This window comes from Cupriavidus sp. DF5525 (genome assembly GCF_040149425.2).
Taxonomy (GTDB): Bacteria; Pseudomonadota; Gammaproteobacteria; order Burkholderiales; family Burkholderiaceae; genus Cupriavidus; species Cupriavidus pickettii_A.
Map to the genome: position 1 here is coordinate 2,885,909 of NZ_CP168265.1, position 24,482 is coordinate 2,910,390.

Genomic DNA, 24,482 nt, shown 5'->3' on the forward strand with positions numbered 1-24,482 from the left:
TCAGCCTTGAGTCCTTTGGGTTGGGCCCGCATGGACAATTTTCTTTAATTGAGTAGGTCTTGATTGCATTGCATCTAGCGCAACATATCCAGGGGCCAAGACCGCGTTCTTCACGCCATAGAGGGCAAGATGATCCTTCAACCAAAGCCGATACTCTGGGCCACGCAAGCTATGATCCGGGGAACAGTCCACACTCCACTTGCGTAGGACGTATCCTGCGGCAGCCGCTCGCAGCTTGATTCGCAGCACCCCGCTCTCCATCTCGTAGTCCCGCTCCGTAATTTCCGGTCGTGGTTGATCTGGGTGCGCCACGAGTTCAAGTTCAACGATTCTGGTCCATTGAATATCGTGATCACTCGTTTCGCACGACTGGACCTCTGACTGCCTCATTACCAGCGGATCTTCAATGCGGGTGATAACGAAATCTCGGAACTCGTGCGTCCTGCGATCAAAAGCGCGGACGTGCCAGCGAAGGCCATTGTCGATCAGCGCAAACGGGACAATCTCCCTCTCCACTCGACCACTTGAGATGGAGTGGTACTGGATCTTGAGCGGGCATTTCAGATGGATCGCACGCGTCACCGCGGCGAGGGTGTCTATTTCCGGATGTGCTAGTCGCGATGGACTCTCGTAGGTTACCCATTCCGCTTGACGCAGAGGTTCGCTGTCACCGAATCCCTGCGTCAACAATGCGAGCACCCGGCCTCGAGGAAAATCGAACAGCGGCTGGAACGCCCCGCCTAGCACATAGGATTTTGCGCTTCCATCGTAGTCCAAATTACCGGGCGCCATGTCTTTATAGAGGGCCAAGTCACGCGTGGCTGCAGCCGACTGGATACTAAAGCGGGTCACCAGATCCTGGCGGCGAATCTCTCCCAAGAAGCGCAGGCGCAGTTCGATATAGGCAAGGCGATCTCGCTGCGACTGAGTCAGACCTGGAAGTTGCCTGTGAGGCATCGGGGGCGTTTGATTGGCAAATTTGTAACGCAAATTTTACAAGAATCTTTTCGATCCGTATATACGCCGCATTTTGATCGCCATCCTTCGAAAGGACAGAACCGAGGGCACGCGACCTTTTCGTGCCTATTAAAGCACATTCAACGACCAAAGGGGAACCTATGAATCGCCAGTATGGCGGGAGCGGCTGAAGCGTTTCTGTAGAGAACGCAGCCTGTCGCCGACCCAGAGGCAGATTTCTCTCCTTGCCTCAACCATGGTGCCGACGCGTAGATCCCCCAATCTGGGCCACCATTTTCCGGAACCCCGATCCGCGCTGGTCCGTTCTTCGTGGAGGAGTTCCTTGCGCGCCCTCGAAATGCCACGTCGGTTGACCCGCGCGACCGAACGGCGGTGGAATTCGCGAGCACATTCCATCGAATGCGGTCAGTTGGACATGGAAGCCTTCGTTATCGTTTCGTCCCTACTCCGGACGTGGGGGACTCGCTGGATAAGTCCGTGGACAGCGTTCCGAAGGGGTCTCAGTATTACCCCGAAGCGTGACACCGCATTTATTAAGGACATAATGGAAGCGCTTCTTCTGTGCCTCTCGACTCCTCAACTTGTCAGCAATGCCACCACGCGCCTTGTTGCGACTTGCGAACTCTTTAAGCAGAACGAGCGCCAAGCGACGATCTTCGGTATCCAGGGGTATTGCTAGAGACCGCCCTTCTTTTTTTCCTTGCACCAAACGGAGTACGCCGTCTGGTTCGACCAGGTGAGGCCTGAAGCATATAGCCTCTTGAACCTTAAACCCGAAAGCACGAATCGCTAATAACTGATGACCAACGTGTTCGTCTAAAAACATAATTCTACTCAACTTCTCATCGAAAATTACGTCATCTCTCGACTGAGACTTATCTCGTGGTCTTGCCCGAACTACCCTTACCAAACTTGAATCAACGACGTATTCCTCCGGGTTTTTAACGAGTTCTCCTTTACCGATCCACCGGCAGAAGATCCTAAGCGCCGAGAGATTTGTGACAATTGTTCTCGCCGACAAACCGTCCTGCACCCATACATCGACGAGCGCCACTATGTGCTCCCGCATCAGATTGAACGGATCAATCAACTCGAAGGCAGTTCGATTCACCAGGTCTTTGAAAATTTTGTGAATCGTACGCTGCCGTTCAGCTCGGGTCTGCGTACTAACAGCTTTGTTACTCCTGACACCAGAGACATTGCAGACATCAATAACATCCTGCACCGTTCTAGTCAACGCTTGAGTCTGCGACTTTTCTTTAATTGTATCTATTTCCGCACTACTGAGCAGACCCTTTCCCATGAAAGCCACCATCCTTTCCAATGAATCCGCAGAACAATATTTATGGATGGCGTCAAGTCAATCGTCACCTTACCGTCTGGCTCCACTCTAGAATAATCAAATCCACATTTGCCAGAATAGATATCGAGATCGCGCTCTTAAATCTATGGACGCTTCCACTTCCATCGCGATGTACATCGATTCACAGAAAATTCATCGCGCAACAATCTCATTACCTCCCGGTTAAATCGTACCCAACCGCCTTAAAATCTCAGTGTCTACTGACACCGCCAGCAGTCCTCTTATCCATGAGATAATAATTTGACAAATTATTTATCTGCGACGCTGGCGGGTCAACTTACATACGTAAGCGTATGGAGCCCCCCCCTAAATCGCCGGACACAGCCTCCCACTAGAAGTGCGGGTAGGCATACGACTGCGTTAATGAGATGCACGCAACCCGAAATCGCCAATATATGTCGACCACAACGAAATACTTACAATCTGCCCCTGCGGCCCGCTGGTAGCGGGTGCCACCTGTAGAAGCACGAATCAGCGTTGTCACCAAAAGGAGCGCGTTACCGTGGCCAAGATCGTCCCCGACGGCTGGGAAGTGGTGCAGGATGCCGGCCCCCAGCAACGTGAGTTGGAGACGCTCGGCGTTCTCGCCGAGTGTCTGTCCGACGACTATGCCGTCTACCACTCGGTCCACTGGACCAACATCGAGCGATCCCACGCGATCTACGGCGAGATCGACTTCGTCATCGTCAACCGCGCCGCCCAGATCTTGGTCATCGAGCAGAAGAGCGGCTTCCTCTCCGAGACCGAAGACGGACTGGTCAAGAACTATGCGAACAAGGCCAAGGTCGTGTCCGTGCAGATGGGGCGCACGGTGGATAGCCTGCGGTCAAAGCTCGCGCGCGCCCTGAACGACCAGTTCGTCGCCATCGAATACCTTCTGTACTGCCCTGACTACGTCGTCCGGAATCCGCTAACTGCAGGCCTCTCCCCGGAGCGCATTGTCGATGCCAAGCGCCGCGATCAACTGGGCGCGCTCATCCAGAAGTTCCTGCCACCGGGAGAGGACGATCCCACTGCCGAGCGCGTCCATCGCTTCCTTCGGGACATGATCCACCTCGAAGTTGACGTCAGCGCCCTGGTGGGTCGGGCAAAGACCATGGTCACGCGGGTAGCCGGCGGACTGGCGCATTGGGCACGCCAACTGGAGATGGAGCCGTTCCGTCTGCGCGTGACCGGTACGGCGGGATCGGGCAAGACGCAACTGGCGCTCGCCGAATACACCGATGCCATCAGACAAGGCAAAAGACCGCTCTACGTCTGCTTCAACCGCCCATTGGCAGACCACTTCGGCCGGATCGCGCCTGCCGGTGGGCTGGCATGTACGTTCCATATGCTGTGCGACCAGATGCTGCGCCATGCAGGCAGCATCCCGGACTTCACCCAGGCGGACGCGTTCACCCGACTCGTCTGCGACGTCGCCTCGCTCGCCATCCCGCAGGAATTCCAGTTTGACACCGTGATTGTCGACGAAGGCCAGGACTTTGCGCCGGACTGGCGCGACCTCGTGCTACGCCATGCCCGGCCTGGCTCACGTGTGATCTGGCTGGAAGACCCGATCCAGAATCTCTATGGGCACCCGCCTGCCGACTTGCCCGGCTGGATCAGGCTGCACGCGAAGAGCAACTTCCGCAGTCCGCGTCCGGTCGTCCGCTTCCTGCAATCACTGCTCGAGAATGGCACTGATATTGAGGCCCGCGCGCCGATCTCCACGTGGGAAGTCGACTTCCTGACATACCAGGACCCGGCGGACATGCGGGAGACGGTCAAAGACGGGATCAAGCGATGCTATGCCGACGGCTTCCGCAAGTCAGAAGTCGTATTGCTCAGTTACCGCGGGCGCGAAAGCTCCGGACTGCTGTGCTTCAACCAGCTAGGACCACATTCGCTCCGCACGTTCACCGGGGAATACGACGATGCCGGACAGCCGCTCTTCTCCGAGGGCGACGTGCTAGCGGAATCGGTCTACCGCTTCAAGGGGCAGTCGGCGCCCGCCGTCATACTCGCCGAAATCGACTTCGAAATGCTGGACGAGCGCGAGCTACGCAAGCTGTTCGTGGGTGCCACCCGCGCCACGATGAAGCTGGTTCTCGTCCTGTCAGATCGCGCCGCCGGGGCCCTGCTGGAGCGGATGGAGGGGGCAGGCTGAGCCCGCCTTGCCCCGATCATAAGCACGACGGCAGCAGCCTGACCGCGTAGCCCGCCGCGATGGCCCGCACCACTGACGGCGGCGTGATGAGCCGGACCAGGCCGGAAGGGCGACCGAGGTTGTCCGGCGTTGCATAGCCGCGTGCCGTCCACCTGAGCAGCCGGCTGCCGTTCCACAGGCAGGCGGCCCCGTTCACCTCCACCATCACGCCGGCAGGGAGGCTCTCCTGCGCAGCCTGCCAGTGCGCCCCGCTGCTGTCGTCGCCCGTGCGTTCCTCGTGCAGGAACTGGTCGATCTCGCCAATTGGCGTTGCCGCGTCCTTCCCGTTTCCGGCTGACCATGCCCGCTTGAATACCGCATAGTCGTCGCGCCGGCACTCTCCGCATGGCCGGTGTCCCGCGGCCAGGGCAGTTGCCTCGTCCTCAAAGAACAGCTCCGTATATTGGCCCGGCCGCATCAGCGGCTGCCGGTTGCGCCCCTTGAACGATAGCTGGCACGTAATCCAGGCCTTGCGCGACCAGGGGCGAACGATCCTGCCCGTGTCATCGTGCAGAATGCCGCGATTGCCCATCCAGGCTGCGGCCGGGCAGATGGCTTCGATCCTGCCGGCGGGTGTCACACCGTTGGGTAGCGGCATCTCTCTCCTCGATTGCAGGTTTCCATCTACTTCAGGCCGCGACCCGCAACTCGACCCGCAGCGCCGCGCCGGCCACCGGCAACACCAGCCACACCTCTTCCACCGGCAAGCCGCTGGCAGCCTCGATCACCTCCTTGTAGGCGGCAAGCTGGCCGGCATGGGTGGACGCCAGGGCCGCCCACTGGGCGCTAGCCGCCGGGGTCGACTTGTGATCGAGGAGAATCCAGCCGGTCGGCGTCCGTATCAGCAGGTCGCTGCGGCCTGTCACTCGCTGGCCGTTGTCGAGCGATCGGGTCATCGGCAATTCCACGACGGCCGCCATGCCCGGCCAGCGAGCCTGCAGCCACTGACGGATCGCGCCCAGTTGGCCTTGCAGCGGCGCGGCGAGCGCCGGGCGGGCAACCCCCATTCGCTCGAGTGCGGCCTGTACCGCCTCGACGCTGACCGGTTGCTCCGGGCAGGCGAGATCGGCTGCCAGGCAGGCATGGATCGCGTCGCCCAGGATGCCCCGTTCCGCGATGTCGCTCGTATCAATGCGCGTGCCAATCCGAACGGTCTCCACGACCGTCGCTGCCAGCTCGGCGGAGGCCGACGGGCTGACCGTCAACGGCAGCCGCGACCTGATCAGCGACGGCTGGACGAACCAAGCGAGGTCTTGCCCGAGCGCCTCGTGCGGCAGGTCGGCGGACTCGGCGTGAAGCCGGTCGCGACGGAACGGGACGGTGCCGCCATTGGCCAGCGCAAGCGTTCCGATGTCTGCCGCCGGCAGGTAGCTGTCGAGCTGCATGGTGCCCATCCATTCACCCACTGGGTTCTTTTCCTCCCGCGCCAGCACCAGCGCGTCGCGGGCGCGCGTCATGCTCACGTAGAGAAGGCGCTTGTGCTCCTCGTCGGCCTCGTGGCTGGCGGCCATGCCGGTCGACGACGCCTCGACGACGTCCGCCACCGCCACCTTCTTCTGCGCACCGAACGGCCACGGCCAGTAGCGCAACACGCGATCGAGCAACGGTTGGTGCACGTCGAAGCCTGACGGCGATTCCGCCTGCACGGTGTTCCACAGCCGACCCTTAATGTCGCTCGCGAGATCGCACAGCACCACGACCGGCCACTCCAGCCCCTTGGCGCCGTGATGGGTCATTACGCTGACCGCATCCACGCCCGGCTGGGACAACGTGTCGAGGCTGGCTGCGGCAAGGTCCTGCAGCCACAGCAGGAAGCCGGACAGCGTGGCTGCCTCGCGGCTCGTGTGGCACTCGTCCTCGTACTCGCTGGCCAGTTCCACCAGCCGGTCGACATTCGCCACGCGCAGCCTCGCCCGGTCGGTGTCCTGTTGCCATTGCACGACCCGGCGCACGATGCCGCAGCGGGTCAGCACGAGTTCGACCGCCTCTCGCGGCGCCAGCAGCGAACTCTGTGCGCGCAATTCCGTCAGCACTGCAAGGATCGGATGCGGCGCCGCGCCGGCCGGCGTTCCCTCCTGCCACTGCGCGGGCGGCGCGCCGCTGTCGATCCAAGCCAGTCGGTCGGCCATCCATTGCTCCGGACCGGCGCAATCGGCCAGCGACAAGATTTCGGCAGTCGCCAGCGTGTCGTGGGGATCGTTCAGGCGGCGCAAGCAGGCCAGCGCCAGGACCAACTCCGGCTGCGCCAGCAGCCCGGGTTGCGCGGTCGAACTGGCGATGCCGCGACGCCGCAGCGTTGCGGCAACCTCCTGGACGCCCTCGTTCGAGCGCAGCAGGATGGCGATATCCGAAAGGCAGACCGGACGGACCGCCTTCGTCTCACGGTCGACCACCGGCGTGCCATCGGTGATCAGCCTGGCGATGCCGGACGCCAGCGCTTCGGCCCTCTCGGGCTTGTTGTCCCCGTGCAGTATCCAGTCGATCACGGCGGGCGTGCCGCCCAGTTCGTCGCGCGTGGGCGTCAGAACGACGTCCTGCGGCACCAGGCCGTCGAATCCGTTGGCGAACACCTGGTTGACGAGTTCCACCAGCGACGGCCGCGAGCGCCACGACTTCGGCAGCACGTCCCGCGTACCTCCCAGTTCGGGCAGTGCGGCAAGGACGGCCTTCATCAGCGCCGTGTCGCTGCCGCGAAAGCCGTAGATCGCCTGCTTTACGTCGCCCACCCAGACCACCTGCCTGGCCAGGCCGGCCAGCTTGAGGAACAGCGCAAGCTGGATCGGGCTAGTGTCCTGGAATTCGTCGACCATCAGCAGATCGAGTTCTTCCGCCAGCGTCCCGGCGACGAACGGGACATCGAGCACGTCGAGCAGCTTGCGTTCCTGGTCGGTGAAATCGATCGCGCCAAGTTGCAACTTCAGGTCGTCATAGGCCTGCAGGGCGTCGGCAGCGAGGCCGAACAAGCGGCACAGATAGTCGCGCAGGTCCGCGTGCAGCCGCGGATGGGCCGCATGGCGGGCAGCCGCGTCGGCCACCGGCTGCACGGCCGGCTTGAGGCCGGCCTCCGGCGCCTTGCTGGCCACCCGGTTCCATTGCGCCCAGGTCAGGCGGCCGTGCTCCATGTCGCGTAGGCAGACTTCGCACATGTGCAGGTACTCCTGCGTGACCTTTTTCGCCTTCACCTCGATCGCTTCCCGGAGCACCGGGAGCACCGACACGATGGCCGAGTGCAGTTGACCGTCGAGGTCATCCGTCGTGGCGGCGGGGAAGTGCGCCAGCAGGCTCCGTGCGTTCCTCTCCCCGAAGCCGCGCAGGGTCTCCGCGTCGATGCCGTTGGCACGCGCCTGGTCGACGATGGCCCGCAACGCCTTGCGCCACGGCGCTTCGCCGTCCCCACGGGCAACCTCGTCCAGGCACAACCGCCGGGCTACGGCCAATAATTCCGCAAGCGCCTCGCGCTCCATGACCGTGTCGATCGCCTCGCGCAGCAGTTGCGCGGACCGCGCCTCGTCGAGCACGCGCTGTTCGACCGGCATGCCGGCTTCAAAGGCAAAGCGCTGCAGCAGGCCACCGCACACGCTGTTGACCGTGCCGATTCGCGCCTGCCCCATGGCGTTGGCCAGTGCATAGGCGTTCTGGCGGATCAGGTGCGAGCGCACCCGCTCCCGCAGTTCGGTGGCGGCCTTCGTCGTGAAGGTCGTCGCCAGCACGCCGCCGGGCTGCACGCGCCCTTCGGACAGCTCGCGATGAAGGATCTCGGTCAGCGTGTACGTCTTGCCGCTGCCGGCGCCGGCACTGATGAAGCGAATAGATGCTGCCATGCTCAGTCCTCCCAGCCGGCCAGGTGAATGAAGTCGTTGTAGCGGGGATCGAGCGGCTCGATCGGCAGCTCGGCCACAGGCGGCGTGGATGCATCCGTCGGTGCAAGCCCGTCGAACACGAGCTCGATCGCACCCGCGTCGATCTGCCCCTTGCGCCAGCGCCAGGTGTCAAGCAGACGCTGCCAGAGCAGCGCGGTGCTCCCCTCCGGCGCGTCTACCGCGCGCACGCCCGGGAACACTTCGGCGCTGGTGGTCAGCAGTTCGCCCCTGCTCAGGATGTAGTAGGCCACGTGCGGCCAACGGCCGCTTTCCTGCGCGACCAGTTTCGCGTAGATCGCTAACTGGAGATGCTTCTGGTGTACAAGCTTCTCGCGATACTTTTTGTCTCCCGCCCATTTCATGTCGATGACGGCCTGCCTGCCCGACGCCAGATTCAGCAGCAGGTCGCTGCTGCCACGCAGATGGCCGAGCGGGGTATCGCCCGCCAGCGCCGCCTCCGGCGCGATGGACGTCAGCCCGCAACCGCGCAGATGGCTGTGCAACTGGCCAAGCGAGGCCCGGAAGCGCATGCGGAACGACTCCATCTCGGCACGCTTGCCGGGCATCAGCAGCACGGCGCCCTCCTCCGCAACAATCGCATCCAGATGCGTGTCGAACCATTGCATGACCTGCTCGTGCGACCACTGCGCGCTGCCGGCTTCGAGATAGAGCCGCTCGACGACGCAATGCGCGAGATTGCCGAGTAGCCGGAAGTCGTTCGGCAGGCTCAGTAGCATGGACGGACGCAGGCGGGCCGGATAGTTTAGTACCCACTGGTACGGATTGAAGATCAACTGCTCCAGACTGGTGAACGACATGCTCTCTGGCCACGGCAGCGTGACGCCGGCCGGCAACTGCCACCAGCGGTCCCGCGCCGGCAACGGCCGGTGCGGGACCGTGGAGGTTTCGCCGGCAACGGTCGGATCCGTCAGCGCGGCCTCGACCGATCCGACCGGCGCGCCGGCGAGGATGCCGGACAGCAGCAGCCAGACCGGATGCGCTTCCTCTCCCGCCCTCGGAAGGACCAGTGTCAGGCGTTGCCCGGCGCGCAGGATGGGCTGCAGCCATCCCCTGGCCTGGCTCGCCAGCAGTGTCGTGGTGTCGGGGAGGTCAATGCCGGCTTGGCGCAAGATAGCCAGTTCGCCGGGCGACCACGGATACGGCGGCACCAGCGGGACGGCAGCCAGATGCCACCACATCACGTCGTCGAACGGTTCGATCATTGCGGCGGGATCGGTCACGCAGGCCTGTGCGCCGGCTTGCGCCTGCAGCAACGGATTCGACGTGCCGCGCGACGTGGCCTGCGCCACCAGCTTGTCCAGCGCTTCCGGCCGGATGGCCTGTACGCCCTGATCCAGGAGGCCCTGCAACGCCTGCAACACAGCCGTGGCCTGCTCATGCCCGGCCAGCCAGCCAGCGCGCCGGGCGTCGTCCGGGTCGGTCAGCCGCTTGCGGAAATACTCGGCCAGCCGCGCCACACGCTCATAGATCGTGGCGAGCGGCGCGCCGTCCGCGGGCGCGAAGCGTAGATGGTCGATCCAGTAGGCGATCTCCTGCCGCACGGCCCCGGCTTCATCGCCGTAGTGGCCGTCGATCTCTTTGAGCAATGCCGCCCAGCGCTGGCCACCGATGCCCGGCGCATCGGCCATCTTCTCGGCGATGCGCCGCCGCGCGAAGCTAGGCAGTGGCTGCACCGTGTGCGACAGGAACTGTAGCAAGGCATGGAAATCGAGCGGCGCCCACATCAGCCGCAACGCCAGCGGCAGCAATTGCAGCGGGGGACGATAGGGGCTGCGATCAGACAGTCCAAGCCTGGGCAGGTCTAGGGCGTCCAGCGACGCGTCGAGCAGCGAACCGTCGCGCTCTGCCACCACCGCCACGTCGGCGCCGCTCAGGCGGATGCGGTGCGCCAGCCAATGCGCGCCGGCCAACTGGGTTTCGGCGCGCACAATCCGCACGGAGCCGTCATCGCGCCAAACCACGGGCGCCGGCACCTGCCCCGACAGCGAAGTGATCAGGCTCTCTTGCAATGCTGCCAGCACCGTACCCGGCGTGGCCCGAGCAAGCGCGGGTTCGGCGACCGTGATCGGCAATTGCTCCAGCACGCGGCGCCAGCCCAAGGGAAATTCGGACGGCGCGTCGAGCAGGAGCACGGATGCGATCTGCGGCGTGCGTGCCACCAGCGCCGCCGATACATCCGCGAGCCTCTGGCCCGCGCCCGGCGCCACCTGCTCACGCGCGAGTTCTTCCACGTCCGCCAGGTCGCGCAGGCGCTCGGGAGCGCCAGCCGGAATCCTGCCATCCCAGCCGTGCTCGTACCATTGGTCGCGCCATGCCAGCAGCCGCGCCGCCGTGCCCAGTTCATCGATGGCAAAGCTGCGCTCGTAGAAGCGCTGGCCATTGCAGGCCTGTGCCAAGCATGCACGCATCTGCACGACGCGCTCCGAATGGGACGGCGTCATGCGCACCAGACCCAGTTGCATTTCCAGCAGCGCCAGCATCCCCAATGGACCGACGGTCGACTCGCCAAGCGCATTGCGCACATGCCAGCCACGCTGCCCGTCCAGCGCCAAGCCAAATCTGATCTTCTGCACTCTTGTACCCCCTGTTCCTGCCTTGCCCCGTTGTTGGATTGTCTTCCCGTCCCGGGCTGTGCCCTCAGCCCTTTGTTGTCACCGGCGGTGCATAACCCGGCGCCAGCATGGCGCTGCTCGCGCCGTACAAGGCAAGCGGATCGCGCAGCCACAACCGGTATTGCTCGCCTTCCAGCGTATGGTCCGGCGAGCAATCGACGCTCCAGCGCAGCAACATGTAGCCGGCCACGGCTGCCCGCGCTTTCACGCGCAGCACGTCGCTCGTCATGCCGTAGTCCATGCGGATGATCTCGGGCCTCTGCAGGCGCGGATGCGGCACGAGATCCAGTTCGATGACCCTTGTCCACTGGATGTCGGCTTCCGCGCGCTCCCCCGGCTTGGCGTCATCGTTCAACTGCCGCAGCGACTCAATGCGCGTGAGCACGAAATCCCGGAACTCGCCGGACTTGCGATCGAACGCCCGGGCGTGCCAGCGCAACCCGGTATCCACCAGCGCGAATGGCACGATCACGCGCTCCGACGCGCCGCTCGACATCGCGTGGTAGCGAATCGCCAGCGGCCGTCCGGCGTGAATGGCCCGGCAGACCGCAGCCAGCACGTCCAGACGCGGGGCGCTAAGCGTGGCGGGCGACTCGCACGGAAGCATCGGCCCGGCCACGCCTTCCACGCCCGCGCCAAACCCTTGGGTAAGCGAGGACAGCACGCGCCGTGTGTCGTGCTCGAATATCGGGGAGAAATCCACGCCGATCCGGTACGTCTTGCTGCTGCCGTGAAAGACGATGTTCGCCGGCGCCAGCTCCCGGTAGAGCGCGAAATCCCGCGTCGCCCCGGCAGGCGCGACCCCGAAGCGCGCGTAGAGGTCGGGCCGACTTGCCTCGCCAAAGAAGTACAAGCGGAACTCTAGATAGGCGAGCCGCTCGCGCTGTGCGTAGCTCAGGGCCTCAACGTCCGACGTGGGCACTGCGCTGGTCTTGACTGCCATCTTGCTCCCTGCGGAAGTGGGGGTTCGCCGAAATATAATCATCTTCAGCTTCTCATCATCATCATTTTGATGATATCTTCTTGGGCAAGCGGAAGCAAGAACTGTGTGAAGAAGTGGAAGGAAGCGCCACATCGGTCACCTCAACCAACCTGTCAGGACAATTTGCCCATGCCGAACAGCCCTCGCAGTGCCCTCTCCGATATCTCAGATCCTAGCGGCCAGGCCGCCCGTGACATGATGCGCAAGCGCTTCCACGGATGCCTGCTCGGCGGGGCCGTCGGCGATGCACTCGGGGCACCGGTCGAATTCATGACGCGAGAGGCCATCCTGCGCCGCTTCGGCCCGGCGGGCCTTACCGACTACGCGCCCGCGTATGGCGGCCTCGGCAGGATCACTGACGACACGCAGATGACCCTGTTCACGGCGGAAGGACTGTTGCGCGGGTGGGTCAGGGGCTGCCTGAAAGGGATCACGACCTATCCCAGTGTCACCGCACACGCGTACTTGCGGTGGCTGCGCACGCAGGGCCTGGCATCGCGCCACGAACTCGAGTTCGGTGGCGAGCAGCCAGGCTGGCTGTTCAGGCAGGAGGCAGTGCACAGCCGGCGGGCGCCGGGCAACACCTGCCTGTCGGCCCTGCAGGCGATGACCACCCTTGGCGCGCCCGCCCGCAACGATAGTAAGGGTTGCGGGGGCGTGATGCGCGTCGCGCCCGTCGGTCTCTTTGGCTCGCGCCTCGGGCAGCGCACCGCGCCGATGCAGGTCTTTAGACTCGGCACCGATCTTTCCAGCCTCACGCACGGCCATCCGACGGGAACCCTGCCCGGCGGCGTGCTTGCCGTCCTGATCCTCTTGCTCGTTGAAGGCGCCAGCCTGCTGGACGCACTCGCCAGCGCCAAAGCCTGCCTGCAAACCTGCGCTCACCACGAGGAAACGCTCGCCGCCATCGAACTGGCCGAATCGCTGGCCGCCAATGCGACGGCTCAGGCCGACGCCATATGGCAACTAGGCGAAGGATGGATAGCCGAGGAGGCACTGGCGATTTCCGTTTACTGCGCCTTGGTCGCGAAGGATTTCCGCGAGGGCGTGATCCTCGCCGTCAATCACGATGGCGATTCGGATTCGACCGGCTCGATCACCGGCAACCTGCTTGGCGCCATGCACGGCGTCGACGCCATTCCACCGCAATGGCTAGCGCAACTTGAATTGCGGGATGTGATCGAGGAATTGGCGAACGATCTGCTCGATTTTCCAGATTGGGACCTGGATAACGACCTTGCGAACAGGAGCATCCAGGAGAAGTACCCAGGCTACTGAGTGCGAACGCTTCGGCACCATCGTCTCCCCCAAAACCGGCACCCCATGACGGCCCAGATCCCCGAGACCCTCTATATGGATGAGAAACTCGCGATGTGCAGCGAGCCGCTCAATCAATACTTCACACTTTCCGGCAACTGCCCGGCATTCCGTGCGGAGTGCACTGCGCTCTGGCGCGGTTACGTTGGCACGTGGGAAATCGTCAACGAGCGCCTGTACCTGATTGGACTGGACGGCACCACCGAGGACGACGAACACGTGTCTCTGACGACGCTGTTCCCGGACTATCCACATCGCGTCTTTGCCCATTGGTTCGACGGGAGAATCCGCGTGCCGCAAGACGGGTTGCTCAACTACGTCCATGCGACCTACGCGAGCGAATACGAGCGGGATCTCCTCATTGATTTCGAGAAGGGCGTCGTAACAGCGGCAACCGTTCAACATAATGGCATAGCGGCGAACTCGAACGGCTCCAGCGGTTACAGCATCGGCGCCATGACTATGCTTGGCCCAAGCAAAGCCAACCAAGAGGACACTCAGTGATCTATCTCGTGGCATATCTTGGGTTAGGCGCCTGCTTTTTGCTGACCGTACGCACAATCAACACCCTATCCAAACGTAATGCCGCAACGCGAGATCACCCGGCCTTGCCGAGATCACAAGGCAAATTCGATATCGTGGACGATGCGCTACTACCCGCATTGGGATGCGCGTTCATCATCGTCTCGTGGCCGGTCATCGCTCTATGGATGGTCAAGGACAAGACTTTGCCCAAGGCAGACACCGCCGCCAGGGCAATAGAGGAACCGTTTTCTGTCGCACGACGCGACCTGATCGCGCAAACCACTATCGACGAAATCGAACAGTGCGAACTCGTCGATGATCCCCTCGGCGCAGTGCCGGCCGTGCCATTTGGCCACCTGCACGAGAGATGGGGGACCTTTAGCAACGAGGTCCACCCCCGAGACACCATCTGGTCCTTCGCAGCCAACCGAACCGACAATTGGGGAATCGAGCGACGCCGCTACGGCTACGTGTGCGTGCGCGACGACAAGATCGGCCAGTTCGTCGTCACGAGGACAGAACCTTCCGCTCGACCGAGAGCAATAGCCGATGAGCGGCGTCATCGAAGAGGTCATATTGACTTATCAGCCGGCACTACTCGGAGGCCGGCAACTACGAAGCAGTCGGCTGGCCTGGAGCACCGCCGCCCCCTGCCCTGAATCCGCCCAACCATCATTTCGAAGAATACGCCACGCTTGAAGAATCGAGGCACCTTCACTGACACGATAGAGAAGGACAAAAATGAAAGACGAGAAAATGCCTTTGTATCGAGGTTACCAACTCGTCGCGAGAGCGACCTCGACGGGGGCGCAATGCTGGGCATGGTACGGCGGGAAGCCCGTTCACAAGGTATTGTCCGATACTATCGACGGCGCCATCGCGGCGGCAAAACAGGCCATTGACGCCGCACTCGGGCCGGCAGAGATTAGCGGCGAGGTCGGGTTCGCGGCTTACAAACGTGCGTTTGAGACAATCCTACCCGGGCTCACCACGGCACAAATCCGGATGTTGCAGGCACACTTTTACGCACCGGACCAGACCCTCACAGCAACACAATTGGCCGATGCGGCAGGCTATAGCTCATACAGTGCAGCCAATATTCAGTATGGAAACGTTGGCAAGGCACTGTTTGAGCAGCATCCGGTCGCTCTGCCGACGCGCAATGACGGTAGTCTTATCTACACCTTTGCTCTCGCCGATGACGGTGGGTCGGTTCGCTCAGCAGCCTCGGCAGGCTCCGCAGAGGATGAAGCGCATTGGCGCTGGAAGCTTTTGCCCGCAGTGGCACATGCATTGAAAGCGCTGGGAGTCGTAAAAGGCTAGCTATAGGATCTGGTCTACGCATTGCGCGCTGCGAGCGCCAGGCCAAAAAAGCAAACAATGAACCCGAAAAAGACACTACTACTAGCCGGGGAGTATTTCGGAGTCCTGGAGGTCTTGGCCCATCGTGGCCATGGCGTCTCATTGAGCTCCTTACACGACACTCTTAAGATCGTGATACCCGACCACCCCCGGGGCGCTTTGGAGGTGGTGACACTATTGTCGGCCAATGGGCTGTTGGCCCCCTCCCCGGAGGCTGACGGCGAATGGGAGATTCCACCTGCAGTAACTGACTTCATTTTGCACCTTGCCAAGCGTCAGCGTCTGCTTGCGCCAGGTGAGCTGCGCGGCCTTCTCTTAGACATGGAGAGCGAGATTGCGGACTTTGGCCGGCTGACTCTGACCCGGGACGTCAATCTGCTCCGGCAATCCGCCCTGCGTCTAATCAATTCAATTCAGCGCGCCCAGCGCTTTTCCTCTGAACACCATGGCGCAGTCGTCTCTGAGGTCACCCGGATCAAGATTCGAGAGGACAACAGATCGCTGCGCGAACGCTATGAGTTCATCAAGCGCCTATACGAACGCCACGTGCTCCCAATGCAAGACTTGGTGGATGTGGACGGTATGCTGGCGCGACTACTGGATCGCCTTCTTGGCCTGATTCGCCAGGCGGAGCCGCTCATTGACGTTGGCGGTGGGCCAACGCCAATTTCGCGTCTGCGCGCCCATGTTTTGCAACTCAAGCGCGAAGCCCGCGACCTCTTTTATGAATCCTACAACGAGGTCCTGCCACTTTACAACGCCCTGCGTCAAGACCACGAGCTGGCCGCTGCAGCCGCGACAATGCTCGAGGTCGTCGCTCGCAAGGGGCTCGATGCATGGGATATCGCAACGCACCTGGCCGCACCCTCGTTCAGGGCTGAGAACCTTTTTAATGACTACGGCATCGAGGACTACCTGCACGGCGTTCAAGCTCACTCAGCCGAAGAGCCGACGCCATTGATCTCACTGGCAACGGCCGGCATCGAGCGCTCGCCCGATCTGCTGCATCTTGAAGACGTGATCGAACGCCTCAAGGAAGACGCACCGGTGCCGGACATTCTGGCATGGCTCTTCCAGGGCTACTCGGAGCAGCCGGAATCGGAACTCCTGTGCGCGTTCGTTGATATCGCCGCAGACGAGTCACTTTCAACTTCCCATGCTGACGCTGAGACGGAGTCTGTCTTTCGAGGCGTCACGTATACCTACTATCCACTGGGGATTGAGCTTGCAACTGCCGCCTAAATTGGAAGAGTCTTTCCGACTCCTGTCGAAAGGCCGCCATATCAGCAGCCTGGATGGCGAGGTCTTCAACTCGCTGACTCAAGAAACCGACCGCTACCGGGCCGTTTTCGACGCCCTAGGCTATGAGCTCGTCGATGACCCACAGGGCTTCTTTTACTTTAATGGCACTCGGAACGGCTTGAACCGGACCGTGAGCGAGTTTGCACTCTTCACGTTTATCATGGTCGACTGGCTCAGCGACAACGATACGTCAATCGAGATCGGCCTATTCGGCACGGTGCGCCCGTTGGAAGAGTTGCCGCACCTCCAGTCTGACCGGTACCGCGGCTACATGCGCCAAGCCGGCGGAGATGACGCGGATAACCTACGGCGGATCATCCAACGCATGGACGGTGCGGGCTTCCTTCGTTTATACGACGAGAAGATCCAATTCCTCGCCCCTACCCGCCGTATCCTAAAGGTCTGCCTGGCACTCGGCAAGAAGTCAGCCGAGGTGGCGACAATGCCCGTCATTGAGAATGACGACGAAGAACAAGAAGGAGCAATCGCTTGAATCACGTCCCGATCCCCGGCTGCGAGCGGATGGTCTTCATCCGTTCGGGCAACTATGACTATGCCGAAGTCGATTTCCGCGGCTCGGTACACTTGGTCGGGCGCAACAACGTCGGCAAGACGTCGATCATCTCGGCCGTCCAGTTCCTTTTTGTGCCGGACCAGAGCGACATGCGCTTCGACGGCCACACACTGGAGGATACACGCCGGTACTATTTCAAGCACCCCACCTCCTACATACTCTTCGAGTGCTTCTCAGCAGAAACTCAGAGTTATGTGACAGTAGGGATGCACGGGCTGGGCGCGATCGGCAGCTACAAGTTCGAGCGCTTCGCATTCCCTGGGCGGTTCGAGCGCTCGATGTTCGTTGACGAAAACGAGATCGCGCGAGAATTCGATGCCGTCAAGGCAGACATCATGGCCTCGCGCAAGCATTTCCGGTTGCTCGAGCCCAAAGACCTGCGCGCCACCCTCACCGGTACCTGGGACGACCGCCTTCTCAATTTGGGCATCATCCCGCTCCGGGACGGCACCGCGAATGAGCGCTTCGTGCACCTTTTCCGCAACCTGCTCAAGCTGAACAAGATGGAGCAGGAGGCAATAAAGCAAACCCTCGTGGAAGTCTACCGGCGAGAATTCACGAAGCCGACGATCGACCTGCAAAAAGAGCATGAGTCGGCCTTCGCGCGGGTCGAACGGGAGGGCCGTGCAATTCAGCAGCAAGAACTGGTCGAGACGCGCATCCCCGCCCTTCGCAAGGCGCTGGACGAACAGAAGCGGGCCCGACTGGCTCTCAAGCCCATGCATCGGGTCCTGATGGCCGCCCGGCAAGCCGAGGATCTTCGCCTCAACGAGGCCAAGCTTGCGACCGACGACGTGTTGGGCGGCTTCGAGTCGTCCCAACGTAAGCTGAATGCAAAATTTCAGGAGAGCACGGACAAACTGGTAAAGATCGGGATTCAGATCGCCAATCTAGAGGCGGACACCACGGCCTTTAATGCGCTTCAAGACCGCTTCCAGGGTTACGTGATTGAACTGGAGGAAACCAAGCTTCAGAACGCGATCGCGGACCTCGAAGCGCTCCAGGCAAAGTATTATGGCGCCGGAGACTCGGTTGAGGACATTCAGCGCGACATCACGCATATGCGGGCGGAACTAGCGGAGCTAGTCCGGCTGCGCGACCGCCACGACAAGCTCTTCGGTTCCTACATCGTCGGCCTGGTGGGCGAGAATCAAGTACGCGACGTCTTTCGCGTCCTCAACCCCAAGCTACTTGAACGGGAAGTCGACGGTGAGGAGGGGATCTCAGTAACCGACGCCGACGCGCTTATCGACGCCCTGAATCACGTCGATCGTCTGATTGACTCTGACGAGAAACGCTTCGATGGGCACGGTGTATCGTTCCCGATGTCCGTAGTCGGTGGCCCGAAGGGCGTACTGCCTGACGTCGCCCAGCTTGGGCGCCAGATAGAGGAGATGGAAGCCAAAATCGAAACTCGGATGCGCAATCTGGACGATGCCTTGGCCCGCGCTCAAGTGAAAGCGGAAATCCAGGAGCGTCAACGCGAACGTGATGAACGGAAAAACAACCTCGAAGCGTTCGAGGCTTACCGCAATCTGCTCGCCGGCCGACCCGCCAAGCTGAAAGAAGAAGCCGAGTTGCAAGCCAAGAGCGAAACGCTGATCGCTGAGCAGACCGCCATTAGCGCGGAACGCGACCGCCTGAGCTTACAGTTCGCCCAGGCGCAAACGCAGCATCGGGAAATCGCAGAGAGAATGGCCAAGCTGGCTCGAGACAATTTCGAACGCCCCCTGGATGACTGGGAGGACGCCGGCGACGATGATCAGTATCTGGGTATCCCCTACGCCGATATGACCGCACGGTACGTCGCCGCGTGCGCCGCCGAGCGGTCATTGACCGAGAAGCTGGCGTCGCAGATCGCGAACATCGAAACGGCGATGCAAGACGGCCTAGCCGGATCGGCGCCCGAGCAAAAGGCGCAGTCCGCCATTGAGATGGTGGAATCTCTGCCCGAGCGACGCGCGGCATACGATTCGATGTGGGATGGACTAGTGGTATCCATTAAGGCGTCGATTCGCGACCTGCTCGATGATGTCAGCCGCCTGAAGACCAAGGTAGTTGAGTTCAACCGTCGGCTCAGCGGCGTCCAGGTTTCCAACTTGAAATCCGTCAGTATGGAGATCGTTGAGAATGTCGACCGTATCCGCAGCTACCGATCGCTGTTCAACACGGGCGGACTATTTGACCGTGAGGAAGACACGAAGCGAGCAATCGAGGAAGTCAGCAAGCTTATCCGCGGCGCCAATGCAAAGGTGACCCTCACAGAGCTGTTCGGCGTCGAGTTCAAGGTCGAGTATCAGGATGGCTCGAGTAAGACGTTCCCAAAGCTCGACGCTATCGAATCCACCGGCACGACCATGATGATCAAGGCGCTGGTCAACATGTGTCTCATGCGTGACATGATGAAGCGGGATCGCCGGTATTCGATCCCGTTCTACATCGACGAATGCAACATGGTGGATGAGACGAACCTGAAGGGTCTCGCGAAAACGGCTTTGAAGCTTGGCTTCATTCCGGTCTTAGCCAGCACGATGGCGGTGGCTGTGGCGGAAACCCTTTATTACGTCCGCTGGGCCAAGGCAGGTCGTGCGGTGATCGAGCCCAAAAACCGTATTCGCCGCAGGGAGGCGCCCGATGAGTTCGCCGCAGCCGCTTGACGCCTTGGCGCGCATTCTCCACGAGTTGCTGAGCGGCGAGGCGGTGCCGGCGAGCAGGTTGTCGACCTCACTCACCAGGGCGCTGCTTCCGCTAACCGACATTGGCGCGGTCCGCATGGAAACGCGCGGACGGGGCAAGGCGCTCACGTGCCTGAAGCCGGATCTCGTTAAGGTCTTCGCCGACAACCGCTATCCGTCTGGACTGTATCTGACGTCAACGGCGCTTGGCTCAAGGACTGCAGCGCTGGCACAGTTCCGGGACAGCAAGGCGGATGGCGGCTTGGATTTCGAGTTGGTCCATATAAGGGTATTTGATGATGCCGCCCTGACGCTGGACGGCTTACCGGTCGATGCCTGCCGTCAAACCCAAATTCTGGGATGCGTGTCGGTCGTGCTAGGTATGATTCCAACGCCGCGGCTCGCCGGGCGAATTGCCTTGGCGGAGGGCCCTGAGGTCTTCATGCGCTTCGATTGGCGTTCGCTTGGAGTCGGCGTCGTCGTCTATTACCGCGGTCGAGCGTCGGAGCGGTTGTTGAGGTGGGCGGGAGACGCTGAAGTCGCCGATATCCTGCATTGCGGCGACTACGATCCGGTTGGTTTGGACGAGTACCTGCGGGCCCGAGCGCGGCTTGGGGACCGTGTCATACCCTACGTGCCAGACAACCTTGAGGCTCTGTTTGATCGATTCTCGAAGCCGGAACTCCTTCAAGACCAAGCGGGACTTGTACGCCGACTGCAGCAGTCGCAAGACCCGTATGTCCAGCGGATGCTCCGCCTGATTCAGGGAATCGGGGGCGGGATGGAAAACGAGGCACTTCTTGTAGACAACCGCGTTGGCTGCATGCCTTCCTGGTCATGACATAACCCACTTCTGCACCTTCGGCGCCCATGGAATCAGGTCCGTGGAGCTTCGCTGACTACTCTTCCAGGCTGTGCACCGCCACGGCGCGCTGGCCGGCCAGTTCGCTGCCCGACGGCCAGGAACATGATGTCATGCACCTGTTCGGCGACTCTTCCGTGGCGTCGCATCAGGTTGGAGGGCCTTGATCTGTTGGACGATAGCCTGGTACCAGATGGCTTCCTGCTCGCTTTGCGCTGCCGCATCCGGCGGAGGCTGGCCGTCAGTGCGTTGACGCCGCCCTTGCGCTCTTCCGTGCGCTGCCAGTGGGGCTGCGGAATGCCTCACCAATCGATCTTATCATTCTCGAGAAATCAATAGCGCCCATGGCCCCGGCCCAGCCATTGCACGCGACAGGAATGCTGGCCGTTGGGTTCGCAGCAAACCGTGTCACCAGTGTCTTCGCTCGTTCATTGCGCCTCGCATCCCCCAAGTCCTGTCCCTCCAACGCTTCGTGCCCCCAACCCGCGGACCTTGCCTTCAAGCATCCGCTGCGAATTCGACGGAATCCGACCAGCCGTTCCGCGCGAAGCCGACCACTGATTCCACATGAAGCCGACCAGCTTCGAACGTGGTGATGCAGGGCTGTGCGTTCTTACTCCGAGTCGTGTTTGTCGGTCAATCCATTTTGATTCTTGCGCATTGATTCTCCGTCCAGCGAGAGGCGATGGGCGTTGCGGAACAGCCGGTCAAGGATGGAATCAGCCAGAGTAGGATCGCCGATCGCGGCATGCCAGTTGTCGACGGGTAACGATGGTCGAGCGCGAGCCGTGCCGATCACGGCGTGCCTGGTCGGCAAGGGGCGTCATCGCAAAGTCGTCCAGCACCAGAATGTCGGTTTTGGCCCATTGGGTCAGCAGCTTCCCGAAGCGCCCGCTGCCATGGACGATGGCCATCTCCTCGCTGAACATCGGCATGCGCAGATAGCGTCGGAGTAAGTGGCGAAACTGCACAATAGCTTGCCCTGTGTCCTGAGTTCGAACCCACAGGCACGGCGCACTTGCAGATACGATTGCGCGGCTTGCATTAGCATGGTCCTTCCCCCGGCCACGGTTGGGCGATCTGGAGACCTCGCTCGGGATCGGCCGACATCAGCAGTCGGCCCCGCGCCAGCAGACCTGGCCAGTTACGGCGCGTGCGGAGGCGGCGGATTTTCATCGTCGACCATCGCCTCGTAGTGTGGCGGATCCTCGGTGGGTGCCAGACCGCCGGTCGTCAGCGCCGCGTCGAGCGCCTGGCGCAGCGCGACCAAGGTCGGCCACGGACTCGCGTCGGGCAGCGCCGCATCCCGCCGACGGACGGCCTGCCAGGCGACCTGCAGGTCCGGTTCCACGCGATCGCGCAGCGACGGCGACGCCTCTAGGGCACCGGCCAGCAGCTCAAATTGGAGGCGCAGCTCGACCGCGACTTCATAGGCCAGCGGCAGCGCCACCAGTCCGGCCAGGATGCGCGTGGCGCGCTCCTGAATCTCGCTGCGGGTGCGGGCGGCGACGGTCTCAAACTCGTCGGCGACGATCGCCCAGTCGACCGCCTCGGCCAAGCTGACCAGGCGAGCACGGTCGCCCTGCGCCTGCGCGTCGCGCAGCTTGGTGAGGAGCGCATAAGTGGCCACGAGCTGCTGGCTGTAATCGCGCATAGTTTCCTACGGAGAGAAAATTTTCGAAGTCGGCGCAACCTCGTCAGGCTGCCTTAGCAGCTATTTCGTAGCCGTCGGGATGGTGCTGGCTACGCCAGCCGGTATAACCCCGGGCAAAGACCTCGCGGGCCATCTCAGCGCATCGTGAAACAGGCGATGACGCCCATGAGGCCGGCAATGGCGGCCGACGTCACGCCAATGGCCCACCAGAGACAAACGCGTTGCACCGCGATCTGCCGCTCCAGCTCGGCCAAATGCCCTATCAGCGCCTGCCGAAGGCCCGCAATGGCCACTTCGATCCTGGCCGTCTCATCGGCGACCTCGCTCCTCAAGCTGGCCTTGCGGGAGGCAGTCATGGGACTCCTACGCGGTCAATGCCGCGAGTCATGCTAGTCATAACAGGCTGAATTCAACCACTTGTTGGGTGAACACCCAGCCAACGGGTGGAAAAGCGCCCGCCATGGAAAACCCCGGTCGATGGCACTCCTTACTCCGGGGCCGCAGTCCGACGACGGCGGACAACGCTGGCGGTGCGCATACAACCACAGGCAGGTGGCCCGAAAACGTGACCACCAATGCGCCGACGATCAGGAGGCCACCCAGGTCATCCATGGTCAAAGACTCCCTGCAATCTCCCGCAGGTCCGCCTCGCGGACGTCACGAAAATGCCCGCGCAGGATGCGCGGCAGGTCGGGCCGGCTCAGCAGCTTGGCGGCATCCCGGGCAGTCCAGCCGCGGCGCTCAAGGGCAGCGGCGATCGTCATGGCCACGTCCGCCTTGGCCCGCATCGCCCCAGCGTCCGGAAATCGCAGCTCCGCGTACACGTTCATATTAGTGCTCCTGTCGATCGGGTCCGCAGTCCCGCCAGTCTGGATGGCTCGGGGGAGCACAATGCTGGAGCGAGCCTTGGACCTCAGGTGCGGCGCCAGCGAAGGCCGTGATAGTTTGCCGTGCGCTCTTCAGCAACGGCAACAAATCCTCGCTGCCTTGCAAAATGGCCAAGTCCTCCGTCTCAGTCTTTTTGCATTCTCCTTTGCCCGATCCGGGGCGCAGCCGGACCACTCCGGCCGACGCATCGGCCGGCTCGCCATCCACGCGAAAACGCCGTAGAAGCCACCAACGACGAGGATGGCGATCAGTTCAGTCGTGGGTCAAGCGTCCTCCTTTGGCCGATCCGGGTCACAGTCCGACCAGTCTGGCTTGTCCGGCGGGCGCCTCGTCACATACAGGCTAAAGCCGACAAGGCAAGCCGTTAGCAGGACGACAAAAATCTCGCCGACCATAGACGTCACTCCTCTTGGCCGCCCACAGCGCCACCGTCGGCGCTCAGTAGCCTTCCACCGTGGTCCGCATGCCGCGCCCCCAGGCCGATCCAGAAAGTCTTCAAGCCGCGCTCCCGCTTAAGTGATGCTCTCCATGGTACGCCGTGGCCAGGCCCACGCAAGATCCGGCCGCCAGGTCAGTGTTTTCCGTCGATTTCCGACAATGTGCGCCCACCTAGATCTTGCGGCAGCATATGTCTCTCGTGAAGCACAAAAAAGAGCGCCATTCCCCTGAAAAACTCGTCGTGCTGTGCCATCGTTAGTAGGGAGTTGTGCCATCGTTAATCCGCGCCCGGTCAGCACGGCCGATAGTTATCCACAGCCATTTTCGCTCGCAAAGCATTGATGGATAAAGAGATTTACCCACAAACCGGCCCCAGCATTCCCCCGCTCATGAAATGTGCCACGGACCACTAACGATGGCACAAGACTCGATTAACGATGGCACATTAGCCCATTAACGATGGCACATTACCCTATTAACGATGGCACAATCGCGATTAACGATGGCACACAACCCCTCTAAGCTTGGCACATGAAATCGAGCCAACCCTATGATTCATAACAAAAATCTACCCTCGGTAACGGTTTAAGGTTCTAAAGCTTTAAGGTTTTATACAAAAAAACAAAACGTTGTGTCTTTGTTTACCGCCCGACCGACGCCCTCTGCGCGAAAGGCCCTTGCCCGCCCCGACGCGCGCCGCGACTGCCCAGGCGACGCGGCCGGCCCGCGGGCAACCCCACTCTCCCAAGAAATTCAACAAATCCCAACGCGGCACCAGCCCCAATAACCAGCTTCCGGTAATGCGATTTAATAATATTATCTTGCGTCTGTGAAATACATAACATAATCCCACAGCGAAAGCGCATCGATAATATGCACGGCGA

The 24,482-nt window shown here is 61.7% G+C and carries 19 protein-coding genes and 1 pseudogene; 9 read left to right on the top strand and 11 right to left on the bottom strand.

Features of this window, described 5'->3' with window-relative positions:
• Both ABNX08_RS13555 and ABNX08_RS13560 read right to left on the bottom strand, forming a co-directional pair.
• Entirely contained in the window at window positions 1-957 is a 957-nt protein-coding gene (locus ABNX08_RS13555) for a WYL domain-containing protein (protein WP_349609023.1), read from the bottom strand.
• A gap of 463 nt (window positions 958-1,420) precedes the next feature.
• Window positions 1,421-2,281 carry a phage integrase N-terminal domain-containing protein gene (locus ABNX08_RS13560; RefSeq protein WP_349609021.1) on the bottom strand — a complete coding sequence of 287 codons (861 nt, stop codon included), beginning with the start codon at window positions 2,279-2,281 and terminating at the stop codon, window positions 1,421-1,423.
• A 562-nt stretch (window positions 2,282-2,843) separates the two neighbouring features.
• On the opposite strand from ABNX08_RS13560, the gene ABNX08_RS13565 reads away from it, so the two are divergent.
• The gene (locus ABNX08_RS13565; RefSeq protein WP_349609019.1) at window positions 2,844-4,487 is read left to right on the top strand and encodes an ATP-binding domain-containing protein; all 1,644 of its coding nucleotides are present in this window, start codon (window positions 2,844-2,846) and stop codon (window positions 4,485-4,487) included.
• Window positions 4,488-4,503: 16 nt separating this feature from the next.
• On the opposite strand, the gene ABNX08_RS13570 is transcribed toward ABNX08_RS13565, so the two are convergent.
• The 4 genes from ABNX08_RS13570 to ABNX08_RS13585 form a co-directional block, all read right to left on the bottom strand.
• Entirely contained in the window at window positions 4,504-5,124 is a 621-nt protein-coding gene (locus ABNX08_RS13570; RefSeq protein ID WP_349609017.1) for a hypothetical protein, read from the bottom strand.
• Window positions 5,125-5,155: 31 nt separating this feature from the next.
• Window positions 5,156-8,347 (bottom strand): UvrD-helicase domain-containing protein, encoded by a 3,192-nt coding sequence (locus ABNX08_RS13575; protein WP_349609016.1) that lies wholly within the window; start codon window positions 8,345-8,347, stop codon window positions 5,156-5,158.
• Between the two features lie 2 nt (window positions 8,348-8,349).
• Window positions 8,350-10,887, bottom strand: a complete 2,538-nt coding sequence (locus ABNX08_RS13580; RefSeq protein ID WP_349609014.1) for a PD-(D/E)XK nuclease family protein — start codon at window positions 10,885-10,887, stop codon at window positions 8,350-8,352.
• 157 nt (window positions 10,888-11,044) lie between these two features.
• A complete protein-coding gene (locus ABNX08_RS13585; RefSeq protein WP_349609012.1) occupies window positions 11,045-11,962 on the bottom strand; it encodes a WYL domain-containing protein in 918 nt (305 codons plus the stop codon).
• 168 nt (window positions 11,963-12,130) lie between these two features.
• Between ABNX08_RS13585 and ABNX08_RS13590 the strand changes: the two genes are divergently transcribed.
• From ABNX08_RS13590 to ABNX08_RS13625, 8 genes are all read left to right on the top strand, one after another.
• Window positions 12,131-13,279: an ADP-ribosylglycohydrolase family protein gene (locus ABNX08_RS13590; RefSeq protein ID WP_349609010.1), complete on the top strand. Its 1,149-nt coding sequence runs from the start codon at window positions 12,131-12,133 to the stop codon at window positions 13,277-13,279.
• Between the two features lie 45 nt (window positions 13,280-13,324).
• Window positions 13,325-13,822 carry a hypothetical protein gene (locus tag ABNX08_RS13595; protein ID WP_349609008.1) on the top strand — a complete coding sequence of 166 codons (498 nt, stop codon included), beginning with the start codon at window positions 13,325-13,327 and terminating at the stop codon, window positions 13,820-13,822.
• Window positions 13,819-14,502 (top strand): hypothetical protein, encoded by a 684-nt coding sequence (locus ABNX08_RS13600; protein WP_349609006.1) that lies wholly within the window; start codon window positions 13,819-13,821, stop codon window positions 14,500-14,502. The genes ABNX08_RS13595 and ABNX08_RS13600 overlap by 4 nt, the downstream gene beginning before the upstream one ends.
• Window positions 14,503-14,584: 82 nt before the next feature.
• The gene (locus ABNX08_RS13605; protein ID WP_349609004.1) at window positions 14,585-15,166 is read left to right on the top strand and encodes a hypothetical protein; all 582 of its coding nucleotides are present in this window, start codon (window positions 14,585-14,587) and stop codon (window positions 15,164-15,166) included.
• A gap of 57 nt (window positions 15,167-15,223) precedes the next feature.
• A complete protein-coding gene (locus tag ABNX08_RS13610; protein ID WP_349609002.1) occupies window positions 15,224-16,447 on the top strand; it encodes a hypothetical protein in 1,224 nt (407 codons plus the stop codon).
• Window positions 16,431-17,000 carry a hypothetical protein gene (locus ABNX08_RS13615; RefSeq protein WP_349609000.1) on the top strand — a complete coding sequence of 190 codons (570 nt, stop codon included), beginning with the start codon at window positions 16,431-16,433 and terminating at the stop codon, window positions 16,998-17,000. The genes ABNX08_RS13610 and ABNX08_RS13615 overlap by 17 nt, the downstream gene beginning before the upstream one ends.
• Window positions 16,997-19,738 carry a chromosome partitioning protein ParA gene (locus tag ABNX08_RS13620; RefSeq protein ID WP_349608999.1) on the top strand — a complete coding sequence of 914 codons (2,742 nt, stop codon included), beginning with the start codon at window positions 16,997-16,999 and terminating at the stop codon, window positions 19,736-19,738. The genes ABNX08_RS13615 and ABNX08_RS13620 overlap by 4 nt, the downstream gene beginning before the upstream one ends.
• Window positions 19,716-20,597, top strand: a complete 882-nt coding sequence (locus ABNX08_RS13625; RefSeq protein WP_349608997.1) for a hypothetical protein — start codon at window positions 19,716-19,718, stop codon at window positions 20,595-20,597. The genes ABNX08_RS13620 and ABNX08_RS13625 overlap by 23 nt, the downstream gene beginning before the upstream one ends.
• Before the next feature lie 262 nt (window positions 20,598-20,859).
• On the opposite strand, the gene ABNX08_RS13630 is transcribed toward ABNX08_RS13625, so the two are convergent.
• The 5 genes and pseudogenes from ABNX08_RS13630 to ABNX08_RS13650 form a co-directional block, all read right to left on the bottom strand.
• Window positions 20,860-21,120, bottom strand: a complete 261-nt coding sequence (locus ABNX08_RS13630; RefSeq protein WP_367576178.1) for a transposase DNA-binding-containing protein — start codon at window positions 21,118-21,120, stop codon at window positions 20,860-20,862.
• A gap of 111 nt (window positions 21,121-21,231) precedes the next feature.
• A pseudogene (locus ABNX08_RS13635) lies at window positions 21,232-21,565 on the bottom strand (ATP-binding protein); the annotation flags it as partial.
• Between the two features lie 197 nt (window positions 21,566-21,762).
• Window positions 21,763-22,272, bottom strand: a complete 510-nt coding sequence (locus tag ABNX08_RS13640; RefSeq protein WP_349608995.1) for a hypothetical protein — start codon at window positions 22,270-22,272, stop codon at window positions 21,763-21,765.
• 134 nt (window positions 22,273-22,406) lie between these two features.
• Window positions 22,407-22,628 carry a hypothetical protein gene (locus ABNX08_RS13645; RefSeq protein ID WP_349608993.1) on the bottom strand — a complete coding sequence of 74 codons (222 nt, stop codon included), beginning with the start codon at window positions 22,626-22,628 and terminating at the stop codon, window positions 22,407-22,409.
• A 258-nt stretch (window positions 22,629-22,886) separates the two neighbouring features.
• The gene (locus ABNX08_RS13650; RefSeq protein ID WP_349608991.1) at window positions 22,887-23,102 is read right to left on the bottom strand and encodes an XRE family transcriptional regulator; all 216 of its coding nucleotides are present in this window, start codon (window positions 23,100-23,102) and stop codon (window positions 22,887-22,889) included.
• Window positions 23,103-24,482 lie beyond the last annotated feature (1,380 nt).

Bases quoted from the DNA above. Each gene is read 5' to 3' on its own strand.
- ABNX08_RS13560 (WP_349609021.1), bottom strand. From the start codon at position 2,281: ATGGGAAAGGGTCTGCTCAGTAGTGCGGAAATAGATACAATTAAAGAA.
- ABNX08_RS13610 (WP_349609002.1), top strand. From the start codon at position 15,224: ATGAACCCGAAAAAGACACTACTACTAGCCGGGGAGTATTTCGGAGTC.
- ABNX08_RS13645 (WP_349608993.1), bottom strand. From the start codon at position 22,628: ATGACTGCCTCCCGCAAGGCCAGCTTGAGGAGCGAGGTCGCCGATGAG.
- ABNX08_RS13590 (WP_349609010.1), top strand. From the start codon at position 12,131: ATGCCGAACAGCCCTCGCAGTGCCCTCTCCGATATCTCAGATCCTAGC.
- ABNX08_RS13585 (WP_349609012.1), bottom strand. From the start codon at position 11,962: ATGGCAGTCAAGACCAGCGCAGTGCCCACGTCGGACGTTGAGGCCCTG.
- ABNX08_RS13570 (WP_349609017.1), bottom strand. From the start codon at position 5,124: ATGCCGCTACCCAACGGTGTGACACCCGCCGGCAGGATCGAAGCCATC.
- ABNX08_RS13580 (WP_349609014.1), bottom strand. From the start codon at position 10,887: ATGCTGGCGCTGCTGGAAATGCAACTGGGTCTGGTGCGCATGACGCCG.
- ABNX08_RS13575 (WP_349609016.1), bottom strand. From the start codon at position 8,347: ATGGCAGCATCTATTCGCTTCATCAGTGCCGGCGCCGGCAGCGGCAAG.
- ABNX08_RS13625 (WP_349608997.1), top strand. From the start codon at position 19,716: ATGAGTTCGCCGCAGCCGCTTGACGCCTTGGCGCGCATTCTCCACGAG.
- ABNX08_RS13650 (WP_349608991.1), bottom strand. From the start codon at position 23,102: ATGAACGTGTACGCGGAGCTGCGATTTCCGGACGCTGGGGCGATGCGG.
- ABNX08_RS13595 (WP_349609008.1), top strand. From the start codon at position 13,325: ATGACGGCCCAGATCCCCGAGACCCTCTATATGGATGAGAAACTCGCG.
- ABNX08_RS13640 (WP_349608995.1), bottom strand. From the start codon at position 22,272: ATGCGCGATTACAGCCAGCAGCTCGTGGCCACTTATGCGCTCCTCACC.
- ABNX08_RS13555 (WP_349609023.1), bottom strand. From the start codon at position 957: ATGCCTCACAGGCAACTTCCAGGTCTGACTCAGTCGCAGCGAGATCGC.
- ABNX08_RS13605 (WP_349609004.1), top strand. From the start codon at position 14,585: ATGAAAGACGAGAAAATGCCTTTGTATCGAGGTTACCAACTCGTCGCG.